Raw genomic sequence first — 25,239 nt, forward strand, 5'->3', positions numbered from 1 at the left:
AGTTACTTGAATCATAACAATATAGCTACTGTAAAAGAAGTGGACACTGCTATGCAAGCCGATATGAACTACTGGGGCATGCAATCAAACTCTGTGCAGGCTATTCGAAGAGCCTTATTTACAGAAGTAAAAAGCTTTTTTAAGGCATTGGAACAATGGAAGAAAAAACCTGAAACCTTCACAGGTCGTCCTAAGTTTCCGAATTATTCTCGTTCGACTGACAAACGAATTATTGAAATCTATCAAGTTCCAAAAGTGGATGAGAACGGGTATTGGGTGATTCCAATGAGTGTTGCATTCAGAAAAAAATTCGGTTCCATTCAAATACGTATGCCAAAAAACTTAAGAAATAAAAAAATCTCCTACATTGAGATTGTACCGAAGCAAAAAGGTCGGTTCTTTGAGGTGCATTACACATATGAAATGCACGTATCTCAAATGAAGAAACAATCTACGACCACGAGTAATGCTTTGAGTTGCGATTTAGGTGTAGATAGATTAGTAAGTTGCGTAACGAATACAGGGGATGCATTTTTAATGGATGGGAAGAAATTAAAATCTATTAACCAGTACTTCAACAAAAAGATACGTAATTTACAGCAAAAAAATATAGAAAATGGAATTTCAAAACGCGTTGTAACGAACAAAATGGCTGTACTTTGGCATAAACGAGAACGACAAATAAATGGTTACATTTCACAAACTGTAGGCCTGTTGTTCAAAAAGATGAAAGCATTTAACATTGATACGGTTGTCGTAGGGTATAACGCTGGTTGGAAACAAAAATCTGGTATGGGGAAAAAGAATAATCAACAATTTGTTCAAATCCCATTTCATAAACTGATTGTGGCAATTGAGAATAAATGTGTAAAAGAAGGCATCCGATTTTTAAAACAAGAAGAAAGCTATACTTCAAAAGCTAGTTTTCTGGATAAAGATCCGGTTCCAGTTTGGTCTAAGGATGATAGGACCCATTATTACTTTAGTGGCAAACGAATGACGCGTGGTCTGTACCAAAGTAAAGCAGGAACATGTATCCATGCTGATATTAATGGTGCGCTGAATACGTTGGAAAAATCAAGAGTGGTACAATTGGATGAAAATCTTAAAGTAAAAACGCCGATTCTATTAGAAGTGCAAAAACGTAAGGCTGTTGCTTCGCGCATAGCTTAGTGGGTGCGTCAACCATCCATATGTACTCGACTTGTCGGGGCTTGTAGCATACGCCGGATTCATCTGAGTGGCGGCTTCTTCCACAAGGAAGAACTGCTCTTTTTCGAAAGGGTGGTGCAAGTGGGAAAACAATCGTTCGTTGCCAGTACCAACCAAAAACATACTTGAGGTGTTACCATAGGGTGGCATGAATGCTAGAGCGTCAATTGTCTAGCAATAGACGAAAAGACCTAGCATTCGAACTCAAGCCCCCACTGAAACGATTCATCTCAGTGGGGGTAGTTGACGTAAACTAAAATTATGTTTTATTAATAGCACATTTAAAATGGACATGCATATACTATAATGTTTTTTAAGTTATGAAAATTAAAGAGGTGCTAATATATATGAAAAGAAGAACATTTGATATTCCAGTTACATTGCGAAGAGAGTGGTTTTTAATAGAATTAGCCCATTTAACGAAAAAATATGGAATTGAAATTGCAACTAACAAAATGGAAGCTGCACCGTTTTTAAGAGATCAAGTTACGGAATCAAAAATAGGGTCAGGGCTCCAATTCGATAAATATGATGATGAGTATATCGTTGATTTATAAGAAAGAAGCTGCGTATAAAAGGTTATGGTATAAACCTTTTATACGCAGCTTTTTTTGTTAGAAATATGTTGAGAAATTTTTAATGAGTCCAATAGGAAAAGGAATGAATACATGTTGAGAGAATAACGTTTCATAAGAAAGGACAGTTACTATTTTTTACCTATAAAATAAGTAAGAAATAACTAGAGTAAAATAGTGCTTCCTTTCAAAAAAGGGGGAATGTTAATGAGGATTTTGAAAAGGTGTATGTTATTACTTCTCGCATTTTTTATTATGGCTCCGATGGCTGTTAGTACGAAGGTAGCGGCGGCGGAAGTAAAAGAAATTAAAACGGGCTTTCCAGATAAAGATGTATTTACACCTGGAGAATGGTTTTTAGGTCAAAAACCTGCAAATTATGATGAGAATAAACCTCCAATTCTTTTTGTACAAGGAAGGAATGGGAATGCTGATAGTTGGTATGGAAAGACAGTGTATCACGATATAAATGATATGTATGATTATGCTTTGAAAGCAGGCTATCAAACAGTATTTATACAATTATATGATGCTGCTGGAAAAGGCTCAGCTAGTCAGTGGGACAACGGAAAATTGTTAGCACAAAAATTAGAAGAAATATATAATCATTTCGGTAAAAAAGTTAATATTGTAGCACATAGTAAAGGCGGTATCGATACACAGGCTGCGTTAGTAGGATATGGTGCAAATCGATTTGTCGGAAATGTTATTACGCTTGCGACGCCACATCATGGATCAAACTTAGCGGATTTATCCTATAGTTGGTGGGCAGGATGGCTTGCTTCTATTTTAGGTCAAAAAGATGATGGTACGTATTCATTACAAATGGGGGAAATGGCAAAATTTCGTTCAACGATTGATAATAATCCAGCAGCTAAATTAAACCGTTACTATACGGCTACCGGGACTAGCTGGGGACCAGTATTTTCTGCTTTATCTATGGGCGGGTTCTATTTGTCATCATACGGTTCAAATGATGGATTAGTAAATGAATGGAGTGCTAAGTTACCGTATGGAACGCATTTATTTACAGATTCCAGATTTGATCATGATAATATACGAAAAGGATCAGCTGTTTTCGCGCGAATTGAACCATATTTACGTACAGCAAATGTAGCCGTACCAGCTTTAGTAGCATCCAGCACTAGTTCAAATGAAAATATAGAACAATTAAATACAACTTCAAATCAAAATATTTTAGGCGGAGAATTGCCACAAAATCAGTGGATAGAGCAAACCGTTACAGTTGATAAAAAGGCAGAAGGAATCGTTTCTATATTAACGGCTTCTTCTGATGTAGAAGTACAAATGATATCACCAAAAGGAAAAATGTATACAAATAAAGATAGCGTTATAACTACTGGTGAAGGTGAATCTTTCTTTGGTGGTGCGACAATTAGAACATTTAAATTTGATAAAATGGATGTAGGAGAATGGAAAGTTAAAATGATGGCGAAGCAGTCGAAAGATGCATATTTAGTTGTAAGCGATTACAAGAGTGACGCACCATTTGTTCTCCAAATGCCTACAAAAGTTAAAGTGAATAAATCTGAGTATAAACTGAAAAAATCACCTGTAGCACCTGAAATGAAGGGCAATCTTTCCATAACAGTAAGAGTAATTAATAAAGAAGGAAAACTAGTCTCTGAATATAATGAATTACAAAATGTTAATAATACTACATTTACTGGTGCTTTAAAGGACATAAAGCAACCAGGAGTATACAACGTTACGATGGATATAAAAGGGATGAATAAAGAAGGACAACCATACAATCGTACAATTGTTAAGTCGGTTTATGTGGAGAAGTAAGAAGTTTTAATATAAAAAGAATCGAACTTTTGCAGTAGAAGAGTTCGGTTCTTTTTCATGTTTAATAGATTAGCAGAAAAGCATTATTCAATAAAAAAAGATGCTGAAATAGCATCTGAATGTGAAGATGATTATTAACTTAGTTTAATAACTGTTAATTCAACTGCATTGATACCATTATCACAAGTTGCAATACTTTGACGATTAAAACCACTATTATTTTTCAGTTGAAGAGTTGAATTAGCGGTAACTGTAACGATCGTTTCGCCTGCTAGTTGAAGGCATTCGTTATTTGATGAAGTATTCATTTGAAAAGCAAAGTCACCTTGACTATTAGCAAGTGGATTATTATTTAAAAATATAGTCATGACTGGAATATGTGGAAACACAGGATTTACAGTAGTGTTAATCGTTGAAATGAAAGAAACTCTATAATCACCCGCTTGACTAAATTGTATCGTAGTAGGATTTAGTAAGGAAACGCCTCCTGCTATAGGGCCAACGTGATTAAACGGAAAAGGATCTCCAAAAGGAACAGTTATAAACTCTGTTTGCCAAAAAGTGCCGTATGCCGGACAGCTTTTTTTACAGGAACTAGAAGAGGAATTGCAGGAGCATTTTTTATATGAGCTAGAAGAAGATTTACATGAACATTTTTTATTGGAGTTTGAAGAATGATAGTAAGAACCCAATATATTACCTCCTATTATGAATGAAGTGTATACTCATAGTATTTTATGCCTGTCTTATATAAAAGGTGATAGATTTGGAGTATAAAGTGCTAATACGATGAAATATAGTAATAGAATAGTAGCTGTAACAATTTTTGAAGAAAAAAGGTTAATGATTTGATAAAAATACAAGTGGAGCGGGAACACATATTTTACTTTCACATGTAAAAATAAAACCAGTAGTCTCAGTTTCAATGATGTGATCGTTAAAGCGAATGTCTGTTTTTTTAAAATGTTTGCATATTAGAGTTTATGGTTGTTTCCCTTTATTTACGTAGTAGAGCAGGAAGAAGACGAAAAGTATCGAATGAATGTACATATGTAGCATTGTTTGCTTTTGGTGTGAATAGTAGTAAAAGATACGTTGAAATATTTTAAACGGTAACAAAAGAGCGATTAAATAATAGAGGGAGCAACTTACATGGAAAATATATTAAAGGTATCTTCAAAATCAAAACCAAATTCAGTGGCAGGTGCAATTGCAGGTGTACTAAGAACAAGTGGAAATGTAGAAATTCAAGCGATTGGGGCTGGCTCTTTAAATCAGGCAATTAAAGCAATTGCGATCGCAAGAGGGTTTGTTGCTCCAAGTGGCATTGACTTAGCCTTTGTTCCAGCGTTTCAAGAGGTTACTATTAATGATCAAGAAAGAACGGCGATTAAATTAATTATTGGTCCTAGAAAGAAAAGGTAACTGTAGTAACTCACTATTGAAATAACATTTAACATAACAAACAAAAAGTGTCACAAATGCTTATAACCTACGCATTTGTGACACTTTTTTTGTTTTATTTAAATTGAAATGGATAACCTTAAAACTGCTCATTCTTCTCCCAGGATTCCACAATATAATGTGCAATCGTCGGGTTGAATCCTTTCCCAACTAAAAACATAATCGCCGCAACTTCTGTTAAAGCGTGTTTGTGTGATGTATGTTTTGCTTCATTTAAACCGTAATCTACCCAAGGTTTTACGAAATCTAGTACAGGTTTCTTTAAAGGTAAAAACTGTGTACCGACAACTTGTTGAATTTGTTGTTGTGTTGGTTCTGTAATTGGTCCAGGCGGTAAGATTTGTGGCTGTGTGATATCAAATGTTGGTCCTGGTGGTAAGATTTGCGGTTGTGTAATATCGAGTGTTGGTCCTGGTGGTAAAATTTGTGGTTGTGTCGGATCAATTGTTTGTGGTGCCGGTGGTGAAACACGTGCGCCATAGTTTGGTTGATACATTTGCGGCTGATATTGTGGTTGTTGCGGCGGAGTTGCGTATGGATTTTGTTGAAATTGTTGTTCTTGATTTTGTGGTGTTACATATGGATTTTGCTGAAATTGTTGTTCTTGATTTTGTGGTGCTGCATATGGATTTTGTTGATATTGTTGCTCTTGATTTTGTGGTGCTACATATGGATTTTGCTGAAATTGTTGTTCTTGATTTTGTGGTGCTGCGTATGGATTTTGAGGGTAATCATAATTTGGACGTGTGTCGTATGCGTTTTGCTGAAATTGTTGCTCTTGATTTTGCGGTGTTTCGTATGGATTTTGTTCATATTGTTGTTCTTGTTCCCCATATTCCTCATATTGTTCTTCATACCGTTGTTCCTGTTGCTGAGGGTAAAATGGTTGTTGTGGATAAGGCGGTTGATTATTATAGAACATAGTTATTCCTCCTTCATGATGATGCTTACCACTCAGTGTATGGGCGGACAAGAAAATATGTGATGAAAAAATGCGGGCGTGTTACAATAAGTAACTGGGTGAAGATAAAATGACAAAACAAGAAAAGATTCAAAAAACAATTACTTTTGTAAAACATATTTTAGAAAAAGATGCGAGTGGGCATGATTGGTATCATATTGAACGCGTACATAAACTGGCGATTTCTTTATCCGAGCAAGAAGGAGGAAATCGTTTTATAATTGAAATGGCAGCATTACTTCACGATGTGGCAGATGAGAAGTTAAATGAAAGTGAAGAAGCAGGAATGAAAAAAGTTTCTGATTGGTTAGAAGAATTACATGTGGAAGAAGAGGAAAGTAAACATGTTCTTCATATCATTGCCAATATGTCTTATAAAGGTGGTCATGGCGGTAAAGTGGATTCACTTGAAGGAAAGCTTGTTCAAGATGCAGATCGCTTAGACGCTCTTGGAGCAATTGGAATAGCTCGCACATTTGCGTATGGTGGGGCGAAAGGGAGATTAATGTATGATCCAACTATTCCTCCGCGTGAAGTGATGACGAAAGATGAATATAGAAAAAATAACGATCCATCTTTAAATCATTTTTATGAAAAACTTTTGAAACTAAAAGACTTAATGAACACTGACGCAGCAAAACAAGAGGCTGAAGTTCGACATCGTTATATGGAACAGTTTATTGAACAATTTATGAAAGAGTGGAATGCACAAATATGAAAATGTTAACTGTGGAAAACTTATCGAAATCATACGGAGAAAAACCGTTATTTGATGGATTATCATGTAGTATTACAGAAGGACAACGTGTCGGGATTATTGGTGTAAACGGTACTGGTAAATCGACATTATTAAAAATTATTGCAGGGTTAGAAACTCCTGATACAGGGGATATGACGCATTCACGTGGGTATACAATTAGTTATTTATCACAGCAACCAGAGTTTGATGAAAAACTAACAGTATTAGAGCAAGTGTTCCATGGTGATACACCTTTAATTCGTCTTCTTCGTGATTATGAACAATCGTTATTAAATATCGAAAAAGATCCAAGTAATGAAAAAGTACAGGAACAATTATTTGCAGTGCAGCAACGTATGGATGCGATGAGTGCATGGGAAGCAAATGCGAATGCAAAATCGTTATTAACGAAATTAGGAATTACTGATTTTACAGCAACTGTTGGGAATTTATCTGGTGGACAGAAAAAACGTATTGCGATGGCGCAATGTTTTATTGAAACACCGGATCTATTAATTTTAGATGAGCCTACGAACCATCTTGACCATGAGACAGTGGAATGGTTAGAGGAATATTTAGCACGATATAATGGTGCCGTATTACTTGTAACCCATGATCGTTATTTCTTAGATCGTGTGACGAATCGTATTTTTGAATTAGACAATGGTAAACTATATAGTTACGAAGGAAACTATAGTACATTTTTAGAAGCGAAAGCACTTCGTGAAGAACAAGAAATTGCACAAGAATCAAAACGTCAAAACTTATACCGCCGCGAACTAGCATGGATTCGACGTGGTGCAAAAGCTCGTTCGACAAAGCAAAAAGCACGTATTCAACGATTTGATGAGTTAAAAGGTCAAGAAGGACCAGCTGCAAAGCAGTCAGTTGATATTGCGCTTAGCGGGAGTCGCCTTGGCAAAAAAGTACTTGAGTTAAAAGATGTAACGAAAAAATTCGGTGATAAAACGGTATTACACAACTTTAATCATATAGTGAAGCCGGGCGATCGCATCGGGATTATCGGAGCGAATGGAAGCGGGAAATCTTCTCTTTTAAATATGCTTGCAGGTAAGCTATCTCCTGATAGTGGTGAAGTTGAAGTAGGACAAACTGTAAAAGTTGCTTATTATACGCAAGAAAATGAAGAGATGAATTTAAATCAGCGTATGATTGAATACATTAAAGAGATTGCAGAAGTTATTCATACGACAGATGGAAAAGTAATTGGTGCATCTCAAATGCTAGAACGTTTCTTATTCCCGACGCATTCACATGGTACACCGCTTGGTAAACTATCTGGTGGTGAAAGAAGACGTTTATTTTTATTACGTATTTTAATGGGAGAACCAAACGTACTATTACTTGATGAACCTACGAATGATCTAGATACACAAACATTAACAGTACTGGAAGATTATTTAGAAGATTTCCCAGGTGTCGTTTTAACTGTATCGCATGACCGTTACTTCTTAGATAAAGTAGTAGATGAATTATTCATCTTTAGTGGCGGAGGCGAAGTGCGTGAATTCCTAGGTAGTTATACGGACTTTTTAGAAATGGAAAAGATGAAAGAACTTATTGAGAAGGCGGAAGTTCAAAAAGAGAAAAAAGTGGTAGAAGAAGCGCCGAAACAACAACGTAAACGTAAACTTTCATACAATGAGCAGCGTGAATGGGAAACAATTGAAGATACAATTGCCGAACTAGAAGAGAAAATTGAGTCAATTGGAGAAGAACTTGCGAAAGTTGGATCTGATTTCACAAAGGCACAAGAATTATCTGAAGCACAGCAGAAAACAGAAGAAGAGCTAGAAAAAACGATGGAAAGATGGAGCGAACTATCAGACATCGTTGAAGGATTAAAATAAAAACAAGCTGCATATATTGAAAAGTAAAGAGAAAAACTTTACACTATTGGTAGAACCTATTTTAGGAGGGAAAAAATGAGAACATCTAATCCAATGTTGAAAAAAGAGGCATTCCGTAAAGAGGGAGCAAGCGCTTCTGCGATGACAATTGGCGGAACAGTAGGCAAAACGTTTATTATGCTTATCTTGCTACTTGCAACGTCTGTCTATTCATACATACAGATGATAGAGGGTACGATGAAAATGCCAGTTTTAATTGGCTCTTTAATCGTTGCGGCAATCATCGCATTTGCGTCTATGTTCTTCCCGCGTATTTCACCTTTTGGTGCACCAATCTATGCGGCGGTAGAAGGGGTTGTATTAGGTAGTATTTCAGCTGTTTATACAATGAAGTTTGGCGACTCTATCGTTTTAAATGCTGTATTACTAACAATCTCAATTCTATTTGCAATGTTAGTGTTATATGCAACGCGCGTAGTAAAGGTAACGGATAAATTCCGTACAGGCGTGATGGCAGCGACACTTGGAATTATGGTTATGTACTTAGTCGTATTTCTACTAAACATGTTTGGTGTAACGGTTCCGTACATTCACCAAGGTGGTACAATCGGCATTATTATTAGTGCAGTTGTTATCGTAGTTGCTGCATTAAACTTATTACTAGATTTCGATTTAATCGAAAATGGTGTACGTAGTCAAGCTCCAAAATATATGGAGTGGTACACTGCAATGGGACTAATGCTTACATTAGTTTGGTTATACTTAGAAATTCTTCGTTTTGTTTCTTACTTTACGAAAAATGACTAATAAAAAAATCCTGCATGAAAAATGCAGGATTTTTTTATTTTCAAAGATAAATTGAGAATATAGTATCATTGGATGCTGTTAATTTGAAATGAAGGGGATGGAATATGATGAAAGAGAAGAAAGGAATTATGAAAAAACTATTTTCTAAAAGTTTTTTCATAGAACTAGATGATGCTTTAACGTATCCATCAGCAGAAGTTATTACTTCAACAATAGAAAGATATGTGGCTGAATGTAATGAAAAGTTAAAATTCGAGAGTAAAGTTAAACCGATTACTTTTTGCTTAGAAAATGTAATGTACCGCGTTGAGATAAAGATGGCTCGCGGTGGATATTACATTTCATGCAGTGAAGTATAAAGTGAAACTTTAATCAGTGGAGGGGTCTTCATCCCCACTGATTATTAGTTGAACCAATCGGACTTTAATGGGCAGTTGATCCCCCACCTAAATTCTTTGCTTTCGCTGAATTTTGAGGTGGGGGTCTTACTGCCCATTAAAGCGGGATAAATTTTGAAACCTTACATGTTTTAAATATGTAAGGTTTCTTTTTTGTTTATATAAGATATAAAAATAATATTTTTTACTATAAAATATATTATTTTACGCTTTTTACCCTTCACACATTTTTCTTTACAATGAAGAAAAATATGTGAGGTGGTATAACCTATGATGAATCGAGTTGTATTAATCGGTAGATTGACGAAGGAGCCAGAATTATACTACACAAAGCAAGACGTCGCGTATGCACGAGTATGTGTTGCGGTGAATAGAGGTTTTCGAAATAGTTTAGGTGAGCAACAAGTGGACTTTATTAATTGTGTCGTTTGGAGAAAATCGGCTGAGAATGTAACTGAGTATTGTACGAAAGGCTCTCTTGTTGGAATTACTGGACGTATTCATACGAGGAATTACGAAGATGATCAAGGAAAGAGAATATATATAACGGAAGTTATGATTGAGAGCATTACATTTTTGGAGAGAAGGCGGGAGGGGGCATCACAATAAGATGGGACTTTAAACAATTGGTTTGGGAGAATTAGGTGGAAAGGGAAAGTATGATGATGGAAAGAAATCAGCAAAATAAAGCATCGGAGTAGGTTTAGAGAGGTGGAACATGTTACAATACAGCTAAGAACACGCAATAAAGGAGAGTTTTTTACGTGAAGATTAAAGCAATTGAACCGACGCCAAGTCCAAATACAATGAAAGTTATTTTGAACGAAGTATTACCATCAGGAGCGCGTAATAATTATACAAATGAAAATAAAGAACAAGCACCAATGCAAGTGCAAGAAATTTTGAAAATTGAAGGCATTAAAGGTGTATATCATGTAGCCGACTTTTTAGCAGTGGAGCGAAATGCGAAGTTTGACTGGAAAGTTTTATTACAACAAGTTCGTGCTGTTTTCGGCGAAGAAGTAGTGGAAGAAAGTGAAGAACAACAACTTGCTCATTTTGGGGAAGTGAAAGTGTTTGTTCAAATGTTCTTTACAATTCCAATGCAAGTCAAGTTAACTGATGGAACAACAGAAGAACGCGTTGGTTTACCAGATCGTTTTAAAGAATCAATTATGAAAGTACAAATGTCTGCGCCAAACGTTGTAAAAGAACGTAAATGGGTGGAACAAAGTACACGTTACGGTAATTTTGAAGAAATAGGGAAAGAAGTAGTAGAAGAGATTGTTGCTGCTTATTCAGAAGAACGTGTAAATGAAACGGTTAAAGAATTATTAAACCAGGCAGGTGCTGTTGAAGTAACGATTCAAAAGCGTGAGCCATATAAAGTAACAGAAGAGATGATGAAAGATGCTGACTGGAAAAACCGTTTTGCAGCATTAGAACAAATGGATCCTACTGAAGAAGATATGCCAGTGTTGAAGATGGCGTTAGATGATGAAAAAGTTTCGATCCGCCGTTTAGCAACAGCATATTTAGGTATGGTAAAAGGTGATGGAGTATTGCCGTTATTATATAAAGCGCTATTAGATCGTTCAGTAAGTGTTCGCCGTACAGCGGGTGATTGCTTATCAGACGTAGGTGATCCAGCAGCGATGTTCGTTATGATTAAATCTCTGAAAGATTCAAGTAAATTAGTACGCTGGCGTGCAGCGATGTTCTTATTTGAACTTGGAGATGAAAGTGCGATTCCGGCATTAAAAGCAGCGCAAGATGATCCAGAGTTTGAAGTAGCGATGCAAGCGCGTCTAGCATTAGAGCGTATTGAAGGCGGAGAAGAAGCAAAAGGTTCTGTATGGAAACAAATGACGGAGTCTCGTAAAGGGGAATAATGTATGATTGTTTTCTATGATAGTTGGTGCCCGATGTGTACGGCGGTTGCAGAACGTACGAAAAAATTAGATGAAAAGGGTAAGATGAATTTTGTTTCATTTCGAGATGAAGATGTAGTTGAGAAGTATGAACTTTCTCAAGAACTACAAAGTAAGATGGAACAAAGATTGTATATTTTTAAAAATAATAAGTGGTATGACGGAATTCATAGCATACATGTATTAGCAAAGGCTGTTCCATCTTACTGGTTTGCTGTTCCTTTTATAAAACTATCTATCGTACTCGGATTTGGAAGTAAAGTATACGATTATATCGCTAACAATAGAAAACTTGTTCCAGTTGGACATTGCCGTGAAGGGGTTTGTGAAATCCCTACAAAAAAATGAAATCATCGTAATCTTTCTTTTGCACCTAGTAATAGAGCGTGATATGATGAATTTGGAATGAAAGTTGAAGGAGAGATTACAAGATGTCAAATGCTTATGAAGAATACATGCGCCAAATGGTAATCCCAATGCGTCAAGAATTAGTGCGTTCTGGGTTTGAAGAGTTAACTACAGAAGAAGCTGTAACAGAATTTATGGAAAAAGCATCAGGTACAACTTTAGTAGTTGTAAACTCAGTTTGTGGTTGTGCAGCTGGTTTAGCACGTCCATCAGCAGGTCAAGCAGTTGTTCGTGCTGAAAAACAACCTGATCATCTTGTAACTGTATTCGCAGGTCAAGATAAAGATGCTACTGCAAAAATGCGTGAATACTTCGGAGAAATTCCTCCATCTTCACCATCTATGGCATTGTTAAAAGGTAAAGAAGTTGTTCACTTCATTCACCGTCATGAAATTGAAGGTGCAACTATGGACGAAATTATTACGAACTTAGAACAAGCTTTCGAAAAGAATTGCTAAAGAAGGGGGAGAGTAAATCTCCCTCTTTTCTTTATATAGAGGTGAAAAAATGATCGTAACAACAGCAGGAAGAACGAACAAAGAAATGACAGATTATGCAAATAAGGTAGCAGCAGAATTAAATGTTTCTTTCGTTAAACGTAATGACATACCAGTACATAAACTACATGAGCAATATGAACAAGATGTACTTGTTGTAGGAAAAAATCGATTAGCTATTTATCCAAAAGGAACGGAGGAGTCGTTTTTCTTTCATCCAAACTCAGCGATGTTTCGTGTGAAAAGATTAATGCGCGGAGAACACGACCCGTTTGTACAAGCCACGCAATTAGAGAGCGGAATGACAGTGTTAGATTGTACGCTCGGTATGGCATCAGATAGTATTGTAGCTAGTTATATTGTTGGTGAAAGCGGAACAGTAACGGGGCTTGAAGGCAATGAATATATGGCTTATATTATGGAAAATGGTTTAAAAACATGGTCTTCATCCGTTTCTGAAATTGATAAAGCAATGCAACGAATTGATGTGAAGCAAACGGAGCATTACGCATTTTTAAAACAATGTGAAGATAATAGTTATGATGTTGTGTACCTTGATCCGATGTTTGAAGAAACTGTTATAGAATCAGATGGAATAAAAGGATTAAAACACTTCGCTTTGTATCATGATATTACTGACGAAACAATTGCAGAAGCGAGACGTGTGGCGAGAAAGCGTGTCGTTCTGAAAGATCATTTCCGTAGTTCTAGATTTGAAAAACATAATTTTCACGTATACAAAAGAAAAAGTGCTAAGTTTCACTTTGGTGTAATTGACCCTTGCTAATTGTTTGAAAAGATGTATAATAAGCAATAATTAATTAAATATACTGTCTGTGATGAAGAGAGTAGTCTTTTTTAGAAGGAAAGCGAGCTAGGGATGGTGTGAGCCTAGTGCGGAAGGAAAAGATGAAGCGCGCTTCGGAGATGCTTCTTGAACGAATAGTAGAGTAAGCCGAGGTCCCCTGTCCTCGTTATAAACGGGAAAGTGGTTCGTAATGAACAACAAGGGTGGTACCACGGGTTAAAACTCGTCTCTTTTTTAGAGACGAGTTTTTTTGTGTTTTAAAAAATAAGGAGGTTGTAGTATGGATTATAAAACGCAGTTTGCGGAAAGTTTATCCAATATTTTCACGAATGAATTAACGCAAAATCAAATTTTAGAGATAATTGAAACACCGAAACAAGATGAATTCGGTGATGCAGCATTTCCATGTTTTTCACTTGCGAAGCAATATAAAAAATCACCAGCTCTAATCGCACAGGAAGTTGCGGAGAAATTAAGTGATCCATTTTTTACGAAAGTAGAGGCCGTTGGTCCTTATGTAAATGTCTTTTTTAATCGTGAAACTGTAAGTGATGATGTATTAAAAACGGTTTTAGCGGAGAAAGAAGAGTATGGTCAAAATCACTTTGGTTGTGAAAAAACGGTAGTTATCGATTATTCCTCTCCTAATATCGCGAAACCTTTTTCAATGGGGCATTTACGTTCTACAATGATTGGAAATTCACTGAAACATATCGCTGAAAAATGTGGTTATGAAGTTGTAGGAATTAATTATATTGGAGACTGGGGAACACAGTTTGGAAAGTTAATTACCGCCTATAAAAAGTGGGGAAATGAAGAAGTAGTGAAAGAAGATCCAATCCGTGAACTATTTAAGTTATACGTTCAATTCCACGAAGAGGTAAAAGACGACGAAGAGCTAGAAGAAGAAGGACGCGCTTGGTTTAAGAAATTAGAAGAAGGTGATGAAGAAGCTGTTGAGCTTTGGAATTGGTTCCGTCATGAATCTTTAAAAGAATTTTCTCGTATTTATGAACTTCTCGGTGTTGAATTTACTAATTTTCAAGGAGAAGCTTTTTATAATAATTTAATGGAAGATTTTATTGGGATTTTAGAAGAGCATGATTTGCTTGAAGAGTCAGAAGGCGCGTTAGTCGTTAATTTAGAAGAAGAGGGAATGCCGCCTTGCTTAATTAGAAAATCAGATGGTGCGACGATTTACGCAACACGTGACTTAACGGCAGCGTTATATCGTCAAAACACATATGCGTTTGATAAAGCGTTATATGTAGTTGGCCCGGAACAAAGTTTACACTTCAATCAATTTTTTACTGTATTAAAAAAGCTTGGCTACAATTGGGTTGACGGCATGGAACATGTACCGTTTGGTTTCATTTTAAAAGATGGTAAGAAAATGTCGACACGTAAAGGAAGAGTTATTTTACTTGAAGAAGTACTTGAGGAAGCAATTGACCTTGCAAAACAAAATATTGAAGAGAAAAATCCAAACTTAAAACAGAAAGAAGAAGTAGCAAAGCAAGTCGGCGCTGGCGCAGTTATTTTCCATGATTTGAAAAATGAGCGTATGCATAATATTGAATTCTCATTAGAAAATATGCTGAAATTTGAAGGTGAAACAGGACCGTATGTACAGTACACACATGCACGTGCGTGCTCTATTTTAAGAAAAGAAAGTGTAGAATTTGAAACGTGTACCTTTGCATTAAAAGATGATCATAGCTGGAGCGTCGTAAAATTACTGAATAAATTCCCACAAGTAATTGAAGCGGCCTTCAACAAAAATGAGCCATCAATCATTTCAAAATACGTATTAGATGTAGCGCAATCGTTTAATAAATATTACGGTAATGTTCGTATATTAGAAGAGAGCGAAGAGAAAGACAGCAGACTGGCATTAGTGTATGCTGTGACAGTTGTATTAAAAGAGGGATTACGTTTACTTGGGGTGGATGCTCCTGAGGAGATGTAAATAAATATAGTAGCGAACTGAAACCCGGGTTTAGAAGGAACCTGGGTTGTTTTTTTATTAGTATATAATTATTTTGCAAAATCAATTAAAATCTTTTTAGAGAGGGGGATTCATATTGGTTCGAACTATTATTTTACAAATTCCTTGTCATAGAAACTCGGGAAGAAGTTTCCTTAAACTACAAAAATACATACCTTTATGTGCGCGTTGTACAGGCATGCTTTTCGGTATTTTAATGTTTCCAATATATTTTTATATAGCACCTTCATTTCTTTTTGCAATAATACTATCATTCTCTGCTCAAATTCCGTTACTTATTGATGGACTCACCCAAAAATGGAGATGGAGGAGTAGCACAAATTTGCTAAGAGTAACTACCGGTGTAATAAGCGGTAATGGGATGGGGTTATTTATTTCATCTAGTGTTATTTGGATATTATCTTAAGGCGGAGGTATTTACATAGATGTTCTGGATCTACATAATTCTAATTTTTATTTCAGGCGGTAGTGGAATAGGTTTTATTATTCAAAACAAATATACAGAAGCAATAATAGTATTTGTTATTTGCGCACTACTGATTGGGCTACTGTATTATTATCTTAAAAGAGACAAAAGAAAGAGAAAATCAGATTGTGGTGATGTAGACTGTACGGATTGTTTAGATTGTGATTGTACGGGTTAAATTTCTAATTATCTACCGTTCTTCCAAATAAAAAAGCTAGCGTATTGTTAAAAATACACTAGCTTTTTTGCTTTGAAATTTTAAGAATAGTGTAGGAATACGGCGGTTATATATAGAACTTTAGTTTTGTATATAAAAGGGGGCGTTACATTTGGAAACGTATGATTGGAACAGCAAACTAATATATTTAAAAAACACGAGAGATTTATATTACAACGACGATTATGTAAGTTTTTTAGTAAATACAGTTTGGAAGATTACTAAGCCAGTACATATTGTTGATTATGGTTGTGGATATGGTTATTTAGGATTAGTATTAATGCCTTTACTTCCAGAAGGGTCAAAGTATACAGGCATTGATAGTGGAGAAACATTACTAGCTGAAGCAAGAGAGTTGTTTCGTTTACTTCCGTATGAGTCACAATTTCTTGAGGGAGATGCTACAGAAATTGAATTGAACGATACATACGATATAGCAATCTGTCATGCTTTCTTATTGCATATGAGTTCGCCAAAAACGATGCTACAAAAAATGATGCATTCAGTTAAAAGTGGCGGAAAAATAATCTGTTTTGAACCACACTGGATATCAAATATGTCATCATACTCTTTAAATGGAGAGAAACAATCGGAAATTATTAGGCTAGGTGCTTTGCAGCAATTATTTGAAAGTGACACGCAGAGAAGCGGAAAAGATGGAAATGTTGGTATGAAAATACCGATGTTTTTAAGTGAACTAGGCGCAAAAAATATTGAATGTAGAGTAAGTGATAAAGTGAACTTTTTAGATTCTAATATGCAGCATAATGATAAGCAAAGTTTGTATCATTCATTAAAAGAGGAGGGGATTGCAGGGAATCCAGGTGATAAGGAGCAATTTATAGATCGTTTAATGACTAGAGGATTAACATATAATGATGCGCTAGCTCAATATGAAGCTGAACTCCGATTTTTTAAAGTATTTCAAATGCACTCTTCTTTAGTATATGCTCCGAATATGAAAATTACATTTGGTGACATAGAATGTTAAAAGATAGCGATTTATTGAGGGTTGTCATTATTTGTCGGTAAGTCGATATTCACCGTATAATCGCTGATATATTTTGAAAATCGTCGATAAAACGAAAGAATCGCTGATATATTTGAATTATCGCCGATATAATTTCATGTACTGATTCCAGCTTCCAATAGATAAGATCCTCATGTAACGTTATTCCATTTAATTAAACAAAATACAGAGAAAAACAATCATTTTTACTATATTTTGTTATAAATTCGAATAATATTAAATAATACTATCCATTATAGGAGATTTTAGTTGAATACCTACAATATGATGTGTAAAATCTAAGCAAGTAGCAGTGCAAAAAATAATTCGAGGTGAATACATGCTAGATTTTAAGCAGTTAGATGCTTGTTTGAAAGACAAGAGATTTATAGATGGATTACAGGAAATAAATAATGAAATTTCATATATAAAAGAAAAGAATACTTTATCCTATTTGAAGAATTGGCTTGCTAGTGTTCCTTCACATAAGGAGTTTGACATATTAATACGTCTTACTGATGAAGGGCTTATGCACCAATACAGTTCATTCCTCATTCGCTACGCCTATAAAAAATTCCCAAATTTGAGAACGCTCTCTTTATATTGTGATGAGTTAATTGATGAGCGAAAAATACTGGAAGTAGAACAGTTGTTAAAAGACTCATTAGAAGAGGTAAATAAAGAAGAAATAGAAATTGATCTTTTAGCGAAAACATATTTTACGTTAGTACGATGTTTGTTGGAAATGAAACGAAATGAAGAGGCCCTAATCTATATGCAAAAGGCAGAGGAGTACAGTGCACGTGCCGTATTTGATAAATGGGGCTACGTCTATATGCATACAGGTGAATGGGAGAAAGCAGAAGAACAATTTATAGCTGGCATGCAGCATAAAGATTGTGAAGAGCTATCTACCTATTTGTTATCACAGTTATATGCGAATCAAGGAGAACAAAAACGTGCATTACAGCTAATTGATGATGCGATTGTAAAATTCCCGCAAGTACCATATTTTCATTTTGAAAAGGTGAAATATTTATTAGATTTAAGGAAGTATGAAGAGATGTTAGCGGTAATAGATAACATAAATAATCAGCTTCCTTATCATGCGTATAAAACTTACTTTGTTCATTTACGTGCAGAAGCGCTTTACAAAATGAATAAACTTGCAGATTTACAACAGTTATTAAAAGTAGAAAAAAGTTTAAAAGATTCCTTATATCATAATTTAGAAAAAAATCCAGATGGCAAAAAGGTTCATTTACCGATAGTTCCGATTGTACAAAAGGATAATTATTGTGTTCCGACAAGTTTAGAAATGATGTTGCAGTTATGGGGAGAAAAACGTACACAAGATGAAATAGCAGAGTTTATCTTTGATATGACAGGCTCGAAGTTTTCAGATACTGTTTCTTATTTAGAAGAATTAGGTTATGAATATTGTTATTTTAAAGGGAATGAAGAAAATTATAAGAGACTACTGGATGCAGGGATTCCTGTTTTATTAAGTATAGATATTGAGCATGCTTCACATGTGCAAGTATTATCTGGGTATGATGATACGTTACAAGCTTTTTATGTTCAAGATCCGAACTTTATAGAACCCGTTATTGTGGAATATAGTAAGTTACAAGAAAAATATCGTTACACAGGGTGTTTAGCGATTACGTTTGTTCCGAAAGAAAAGAAGGAGCAACTAGCATTTTTAAATGAAGAAGAAAATCATTATTTTAAAACTATTTTTTCTCTTACGGACCATTTAGATGAACATGATAAAGAGGGGATTCATAACTTAGTACAATTTTTAAAAGAGACGAGTGATAATCCGAATACGTGGTTATATACGGTTAAGCATTTAGATGTTGAAGTAGATAATGAGTTTATTATAAGTTGTATTGAAAAGTTAATGGAGAAGTTTCCGAACTCAGATTTTGTTAAATTGCATGGTGCGCAGTGTTTTATTCGCCTTCAAGAATTAGAAAAAGCGGGGCAAATGCTTAAAAGTGTCGAGAAGAAAAATAATCGTGCTTTATATCATCTAATAAACGGAAGATATGCTTTTGAACAGGAAAGTTATATAGAAGCAATTTCAAGTTTTCGTTCCTCGTTACAATTAGATGCAGATCAGCCGATTGCTTGGAGTTTTCTCGCTTTATCATATATGTATATCGACCAATCTGAAAAGGCGTTGCAGTTTTCTCAAGTTGCTTTAGAACGTAGTCCAGAACGATTCACTTTAACGAATCACGGATTAATATTAATAGATTTAGAACGATATGAAGAAGCGTATGAAATTTTTAATGATCTGTTAAAAGAGTATAAAAATGAGGCACATGTATGGTATGAGCGAGCGAGATGTGCGCATCATCTAGGGAAATTACATTTAGCGATAAAAGGGCTTAAAATAGCGATTCATTTAGACAGTAATGCACCTTACATTTATACGAAACTTTCGGAAATATACGAGTCTGATTTGAAGGATGAGGAACGTACGAAAGAAATTTTATTAAAAGGTATTAAGAATTGTGACGATAAGGCACCTTTATACGTAAAACTCGGTGACTATCATTTTCAAAATGATAGCCTGGAAGAAGCAGAAACATTGTATACTCGTGCTTTAGAAGAAAATCATGATGATGTTTATTCTCACTTCGGAATTACGCAAGTTTATATGGCAAGAGAACAATACAAGGAAGCAAAACAATATATACTCGGTATTGAAAAGCAAATTGAAAAGAGCCAAGATTTTCTTATGAATGCGGGAATGGTTTTATGGGATGCTGAGGTTGAACTTGGTGGAAGTGAAGAAGGCTTTAAAGTAGCATTGTCTAAGTTAGAGAATGGTATAAAGCAGAGCGAATATAATGTAGCAAGTGCATTAGATGAATATGTGAATCGAATTAAAGGAACGGTATTTGTACAACGAGGAATAGCATTCTTAAGAACGTTACACAAAGAAAGAAATGAGGTAAGTGAATACGGTTGTTATATAGGTATTTTATATGAATCTATTGGGCAGTACGGCCAAGCGATGAAAAGATATAAAAGGGCGATAGAACAAAAGGAAACGGCATTACCGTATTACCGAATTGGTGAAACACTTATGCTTTTAGGGCAATTGACAGAAGCGAAACAAGCGTATGAAACGTGTTTAGAGCTTGATGAGCATTTCGTAGGGGTACATTTACCGCTTGCGGAAATATATGAAAAAGAAGAAAATCGTTCTAAAGAGCAAAATCATATGGTTCAGGCGATGAAAGAAGAGCCATTGCATATTAATATGGAATATTTGGCACAGCTTTCAATAGAAATGAATCTTCAGGAAGAATTGCTGACTGAACTAGAACAATTAGCGGACGAAGTACCTGAAATATGGCGATTAGATGCGATTGCATATGTGTATGGAGCGATGGATGAAATAGATAAAGAACAGGCATGGATTGAACACGCGCTACAATTAGATGGTGAGCATACAGAAGTTCTATATCATTATGCAAAAGTGTTAGTGAAAAGTAGAAATGAAAAAGCAATTGAAATTGCAATGAAAGTGATACAAAAAGATGTAAATAATGAACGTATATTTGAGGTATACGTAAAAGCGATAGAACAACATAAGAAATTGTCTAACATACGAGATTTTCTTCATACATTAAAAGTGAAAAAGGCAGAAAGAAGTATGCTATTTATGTATGCTGCATCTGCGGTGACGGAAAGATGGATTGAGCGTCAACAAAATGAACAGCCGAAGAAATCCATAATTACGAGAGCTTTTTATCGCATGAAAAACCGTGCGAAAGAAATTTCGATTATTACTACAATCATTGATTTGTATGAAATTTCGTTAAAGTTAAATCAAAAAAATAGTATGGCAGCGCAGCGATTTGCACTATTTTACGGGAATGTGGCGATGTATAAAGAGGCGATAGATGTATTGCAAACATCGTTAGAAAATCAATGGGATTACGATGTAGCGAAGCAACTTGTAAATCTTTTCATAGAGTGTGAGGAAGAAGATATGTTACGGGATGCTTCGGAAGTAACGAAGCAAATGGTTCGAGAGTTACCAGATGATTATGATACGCTTCTTTTACAAGCACAAGTATTCTTTAAAATAGGGGAAGAAAGAAAAGCAGAAAAGATTACCTTACAGTTAACGGAGCAAACACCGTTTGTAAGTAGAGCGTTTCTTGCTTTAGGAGAAATGTATCAAAGTCAAGAAAGGTTTGAAGAGGCGATTCATATATTAGAAAATGCTTCTATACATCATCCGAATGAAACAGCAATTCTTCTTTCTTTAGCGTCTTCATATCATGGTGCCGGACAAACACTAAAGGCAGAAAAAATAACAAATGATGTATTAACAATGGATGTAAGTAATTTGTTAGCAAGATACGATCGTGCTTGTTATTTAGCACAGTTAAACAGAATTGAAGAGGCGAAGGAAGAGCTTGAAACTGTTCTTCGTGAGGATGAATCAGGATTCTTTGCTGAGCTTATTGAAGAAGATGAAGATTTAACTGGAATACGAGAATTTGAAAAGTAATTGTATAACAATCGCGAAAAAGGGCATAAATGAAAATATATTTTGAATTAGTTGACAATTTATTGCCTAATGGCATAAAATAGCTTTTAACAAAGTATACAAATCTGAAGACGAGAAAGAGTAAAATAGTGTACTGTTCCCCAGAGAGCCGGTATGTTGCTGAAAGCCGGTGTTCAGACGTTATTTGAAAATCATCTCCGAGGAGTCGAGGCTGAAAATAAGTAAGCCCGGACGGATGTCTACCGTTACAAAGAACACGTATGACAGTACGTTGCTAAGTGCTATTAGTTAAGAGCTAATAGAATTAGGGTGGTAACGCGGGTAAACCCGTCCCTACTTTATAGGGACGGGTTTTTTGTGTGCTTTAAAACATTCAAAGGAGTGATTGTAGATGAAGAAAGTAGATGTAAAAGAGTCAGCTGTAGGGAGAGAAACACGTATTCGTAAGCAGTGGAACGAGCAAAGTATTTTCGAGCAATCAATTCAGAATCGAGAAGGCGCACAATCTTTTGTGTTTTATGAAGGACCACCAACGGCGAATGGATTACCGCATGTAGGTCATGCACTTGGACGGACAATTAAAGATGTAGTAGCAAGATATAAAACGATGGCTGGTTATAAAGTGTTAAGAAAAGCGGGATGGGATACACACGGTTTACCTGTAGAATTAGGTGTTGAGAAGCAACTCGGTATTTCTGGTAAACATGAAATCGAAGAGTATGGAATTGAGCCATTTATCCAGAAGTGTAAAGAGAGTGTATTCACATATGAGAAACAGTGGCGTGAATTCACGGAAAGCATCGGTTATTGGGTAGATATGGATGATCCATACGTTACGTTAGAGAATCCATATATCGAAAGTGTATGGCATATTTTGGGGACGATTCATGAAAAGGGCTTATTGTATAAGGGACATAGAGTTTCACCATATTGCCCAAGTTGTCAAACTTCACTAAGTTCACATGAGGTTGCACAAGGGTATAAAACAGTAAAAGATTTAAGTGCAACAGTTAAGTTTAAAGTGAAAGATAGTGAAAATGAGTATTTCCTAGGTTGGACAACGACACCTTGGACACTTCCAGCAAATGTTGCGCTCGCTGTACATCCAAATATGGAATACGTGAAAGCGAAACAAGAAGGTCATGTATACATTGTTGCGAAAGAACGTGTACAAGATGTATTAAAAGAAAACTATGAAGTACTATCTGTCCATAAAGGTGAAGAATTAGTAAACACATCTTATGTGCCGCCATTTTCAATGAAAGAAGTTACAAATGGCTACCACGTTATCGCAGCAGATTTTGTCACGGCAGATAGTGGTACAGGACTTGTTCATATCGCTCCAGCATATGGAGAGGACGATTATAGAGTCGTTCAAAGCGCAGGATTGTCATTCTTACATGTTGTAGATGAGAAAGGTGAGTATACAGAAGCAGTACCATTTTTGAAAGGGAAATTTGTAAAAGATTGTGACGTGGATATCGTTCGTTATTTAGCGAAGGAAGGCTTACTATATCATAAAGAAAAGTATGAACATAGCTACCCACATTGCTGGCGCTGTGATTCACCACTTCTTTATTATGCAGGAGAGAGTTGGTTAATCCGAACAACTGCAATTAAAGATACATTTTTACAAAATAACGATTCTGTTACTTGGTATCCAGATCATATGAAACATGGACGCTTTGGTAAGTTTTTAGAAAATATGGTGGACTGGAATATTAGTCGAAATAGATATTGGGGAACACCATTAAACGTATGGGAATGTGAAAGGTGCGATCATCAATTCGCACCGAAAAGCATTGCTGATTTAAGAAAGCATAGTACGAAAGAAACACCGGAAGATTTAGAATTGCATAAGCCATATGTAGATGAAGTGCAAGTATGCTGCGAAAAATGCGGAAGTACAATGAATCGTACACCAGAAGTAATTGATGTTTGGTTTGATAGTGGTTCCATGCCATTTGCGCAATATCATTATCCATTTGAAAATAAAGAGTTATTTGAAGAACAGTTTCCAGCAGATGTAATTGCAGAAGGCATTGATCAAACACGCGGATGGTTTTATAGTTTATTAGCAGTATCAGCACTATACACAGGAAAAGTACCGTATAAACGCGTTCTATCACTTGGGCATGTATTAGATGAAGAAGGACAGAAAATGTCTAAGAGTAAAGGGAATGCACTAGATCCAGTTGATTTAGTAAATCAGTTTGGTGCAGATGCTTTAAGATGGGCGCTACTCGTTGATAGTGCTCCGTGGAATGCGAAGCGTTTTTCTGAAAGAACAGTACTAGAAGCAAAATCTAAATTTGTGGATACATTAGTCAATGTGTATAGCTTCTACGTTTTATATGCAAATTTAGATGAGTATAATCCGAAAGAAACGTATGATGTAAAGCGGACGAAATTAGATGAATGGGTATTATCAAGATTGCATAGCACAACGAAAAAAGTGAGAACAGCACTTGATGATTATCAATTTACGAATGCAGCTCGTGAAATCGCGGCACTTGTAGATGAAGTAAGTAACTGGTACGTAAGACGATCACGTAATCGTTTCTGGGAATCTGGTATGAATGCCGAAAAAGCAGCTGCGTATGAGACACTTCATGAAGTGCTTGTGACAATTAGTAAATTAATTGCACCATTTACACCGTTTGTCGCTGAAGATATTCATTTGAATTTAACTGGAAGTAGCGTTCATTTAGAGGATTATCCAATTGTGAATGAATCACTACTTCAGCCGAAATTAGAAGCAGGAATGGATGCAGTTTTACAAGTTGTTGAACTTGGAAGAAGTAATCGTAATCAGCATTCTTTAAAAGTAAAACAGCCATTAGCGGAACTTGTATTACTAGCACATAATGAGAATGATATGGATTGGGAATCGTATCGTGATATCGTCATGGATGAACTAAATGTCAAAGCGTTCCATGTTGAACTCGATGAAACGAAATATACGTCCTATCAATTAAAGCTGAACTTTAAAACAGCTGGGCCGAAGTTTGGTAAAAATGTGAACGCAGTAAATACATGGCTAAAACAATTATCAAAAGAAGAAGTAGAGCACTTTGTATCTACAGAAAGAGCAGTTTACGAAGCTGCACCAGGAGAAGAAGTAGTTGTAACAGCTGAAGATGTAGTAGTCGAGAAAGTCGCGAGATCAGGATTTTCTAATACGACTAACGGACAATATACAGTTATGTTAGATACGAATGTCACGGAAGAATTGTTACAAGAAGGAGTAGCGCGTGAATTCATTCGAGCAGTTCAAGAATATCGTAAACAGTTAAATTTACCGGTTAATTTACGAGTAGATGTTATTCTTGATACAGAGGAGGAACTACAACGAACATTAACGAACCATAAAGATTTATTGGAAGAAAATTTACTCGTTAAGCAATTTACATTTGATCACTTAACGAATGAAGACGATGAACTATCTTTAGGTGAAGCGAAAGTTCGAATTAAATTAAGCGCGGCTCATTAAAGCAAAAAGGAAGTTGGAAT

21 protein-coding genes and 2 other annotated features are annotated in these 25,239 nt (G+C 35.7%); of the genes, 19 read left to right on the forward strand and 2 right to left on the reverse strand.

Annotated elements, in window-relative coordinates:
* From FOT98_RS06210 to FOT98_RS06225, 3 genes are all read left to right on the forward strand, one after another.
* Positions 1-1,173: RNA-guided endonuclease TnpB family protein (locus FOT98_RS06210; protein WP_144290979.1), on the forward strand; the 1,173-nt coding region annotated here is incomplete at its 5' end.
* 386 nt (positions 1,174-1,559) lie between these two features.
* Positions 1,560-1,769 (forward strand): hypothetical protein, encoded by a 210-nt coding sequence (locus tag FOT98_RS06220; protein ID WP_063262719.1) that lies wholly within the window; start codon positions 1,560-1,562, stop codon positions 1,767-1,769.
* 273 nt (positions 1,770-2,042) lie between these two features.
* On the forward strand, positions 2,043-3,599 hold the full coding sequence (locus FOT98_RS06225; RefSeq protein ID WP_390842184.1) for an esterase/lipase family protein: 1,557 nt from the start codon (positions 2,043-2,045) through the stop codon (positions 3,597-3,599).
* Positions 3,600-3,733: 134 nt separating this feature from the next.
* Here the strand turns inward: FOT98_RS06225 and FOT98_RS06230 are convergent, their stop codons facing one another.
* Positions 3,734-4,291 carry a hypothetical protein gene (locus FOT98_RS06230; RefSeq protein ID WP_063262721.1) on the reverse strand — a complete coding sequence of 186 codons (558 nt, stop codon included), beginning with the start codon at positions 4,289-4,291 and terminating at the stop codon, positions 3,734-3,736.
* Between the two features lie 460 nt (positions 4,292-4,751).
* Between FOT98_RS06230 and spoVS the strand changes: the two genes are divergently transcribed.
* The gene (spoVS, locus tag FOT98_RS06235; RefSeq protein WP_061678591.1) at positions 4,752-5,024 is read left to right on the forward strand and encodes a stage V sporulation protein SpoVS; all 273 of its coding nucleotides are present in this window, start codon (positions 4,752-4,754) and stop codon (positions 5,022-5,024) included.
* A 118-nt stretch (positions 5,025-5,142) separates the two neighbouring features.
* Here the strand turns inward: spoVS and FOT98_RS06240 are convergent, their stop codons facing one another.
* On the reverse strand, positions 5,143-5,985 hold the full coding sequence (locus FOT98_RS06240; protein ID WP_088029771.1) for a hypothetical protein: 843 nt from the start codon (positions 5,983-5,985) through the stop codon (positions 5,143-5,145).
* Between the two features lie 109 nt (positions 5,986-6,094).
* Here FOT98_RS06240 and FOT98_RS06245 point away from each other — a divergent pair, with 109 nt between their 5' ends.
* The 15 genes from FOT98_RS06245 (at position 6,095) to ileS (ending at position 25,219) form a co-directional block, all read left to right on the forward strand.
* Entirely contained in the window at positions 6,095-6,742 is a 648-nt protein-coding gene (locus tag FOT98_RS06245; protein WP_061679546.1) for an HD domain-containing protein, read from the forward strand.
* Positions 6,739-8,634, forward strand: a complete 1,896-nt coding sequence (locus tag FOT98_RS06250) for an ABC-F family ATP-binding cassette domain-containing protein (RefSeq protein WP_063262723.1) — start codon at positions 6,739-6,741, stop codon at positions 8,632-8,634. Before FOT98_RS06245 ends, FOT98_RS06250 begins: the two co-directional genes overlap by 4 nt.
* A gap of 75 nt (positions 8,635-8,709) precedes the next feature.
* Positions 8,710-9,441, forward strand: coding sequence for a Bax inhibitor-1/YccA family protein (locus FOT98_RS06255; RefSeq protein WP_063262724.1), 732 nt, complete (start codon positions 8,710-8,712; stop codon positions 9,439-9,441).
* A 104-nt stretch (positions 9,442-9,545) separates the two neighbouring features.
* Positions 9,546-9,800 (forward strand): DUF4318 domain-containing protein, encoded by a 255-nt coding sequence (locus FOT98_RS06260; protein ID WP_063262725.1) that lies wholly within the window; start codon positions 9,546-9,548, stop codon positions 9,798-9,800.
* A gap of 309 nt (positions 9,801-10,109) precedes the next feature.
* On the forward strand, positions 10,110-10,448 hold the full coding sequence (locus FOT98_RS06265; RefSeq protein ID WP_063262726.1) for a single-stranded DNA-binding protein: 339 nt from the start codon (positions 10,110-10,112) through the stop codon (positions 10,446-10,448).
* Between the two features lie 155 nt (positions 10,449-10,603).
* The gene (locus FOT98_RS06270) at positions 10,604-11,731 is read left to right on the forward strand and encodes a conserved virulence factor C family protein (protein WP_063262727.1); all 1,128 of its coding nucleotides are present in this window, start codon (positions 10,604-10,606) and stop codon (positions 11,729-11,731) included.
* A 3-nt stretch (positions 11,732-11,734) separates the two neighbouring features.
* Positions 11,735-12,118 (forward strand): thiol-disulfide oxidoreductase DCC family protein, encoded by a 384-nt coding sequence (locus tag FOT98_RS06275; RefSeq protein WP_063262728.1) that lies wholly within the window; start codon positions 11,735-11,737, stop codon positions 12,116-12,118.
* A gap of 83 nt (positions 12,119-12,201) precedes the next feature.
* The gene (locus tag FOT98_RS06280) at positions 12,202-12,636 is read left to right on the forward strand and encodes a BrxA/BrxB family bacilliredoxin (RefSeq protein WP_061679552.1); all 435 of its coding nucleotides are present in this window, start codon (positions 12,202-12,204) and stop codon (positions 12,634-12,636) included.
* Positions 12,637-12,685: 49 nt separating this feature from the next.
* Complete coding sequence (locus FOT98_RS06285) at positions 12,686-13,462, forward strand: class I SAM-dependent methyltransferase (protein ID WP_063262729.1); 777 nt, start codon at positions 12,686-12,688, stop codon at positions 13,460-13,462.
* Between the two features lie 40 nt (positions 13,463-13,502).
* Positions 13,503-13,717, forward strand: a binding site (T-box leader).
* A 46-nt stretch (positions 13,718-13,763) separates the two neighbouring features.
* The gene (gene argS, locus FOT98_RS06290) at positions 13,764-15,452 is read left to right on the forward strand and encodes an arginine--tRNA ligase (protein ID WP_063262730.1); all 1,689 of its coding nucleotides are present in this window, start codon (positions 13,764-13,766) and stop codon (positions 15,450-15,452) included.
* 115 nt (positions 15,453-15,567) lie between these two features.
* On the forward strand, positions 15,568-15,897 hold the full coding sequence (locus FOT98_RS06295) for a DUF2085 domain-containing protein (protein ID WP_063262731.1): 330 nt from the start codon (positions 15,568-15,570) through the stop codon (positions 15,895-15,897).
* A 19-nt stretch (positions 15,898-15,916) separates the two neighbouring features.
* Positions 15,917-16,135, forward strand: coding sequence for a hypothetical protein (locus FOT98_RS06300; protein WP_063262732.1), 219 nt, complete (start codon positions 15,917-15,919; stop codon positions 16,133-16,135).
* A gap of 151 nt (positions 16,136-16,286) precedes the next feature.
* A complete protein-coding gene (locus FOT98_RS06305; RefSeq protein WP_063262733.1) occupies positions 16,287-17,165 on the forward strand; it encodes a class I SAM-dependent methyltransferase in 879 nt (292 codons plus the stop codon).
* A 358-nt stretch (positions 17,166-17,523) separates the two neighbouring features.
* Positions 17,524-21,726 carry a bacteriocin-processing peptidase family protein gene (locus FOT98_RS06310; protein WP_063262734.1) on the forward strand — a complete coding sequence of 1,401 codons (4,203 nt, stop codon included), beginning with the start codon at positions 17,524-17,526 and terminating at the stop codon, positions 21,724-21,726.
* Between the two features lie 98 nt (positions 21,727-21,824).
* Positions 21,825-22,064, forward strand: a binding site (T-box leader).
* A 53-nt stretch (positions 22,065-22,117) separates the two neighbouring features.
* Positions 22,118-25,219, forward strand: a complete 3,102-nt coding sequence (ileS, locus tag FOT98_RS06315; protein WP_063262735.1) for an isoleucine--tRNA ligase — start codon at positions 22,118-22,120, stop codon at positions 25,217-25,219.
* Positions 25,220-25,239 lie beyond the last annotated feature (20 nt).

This window comes from Bacillus sp. HY001, from assembly GCF_007558965.1.
In the GTDB taxonomy this organism is placed as follows: domain Bacteria; phylum Bacillota; class Bacilli; order Bacillales; family Bacillaceae_G; genus Bacillus_A; species Bacillus_A mobilis.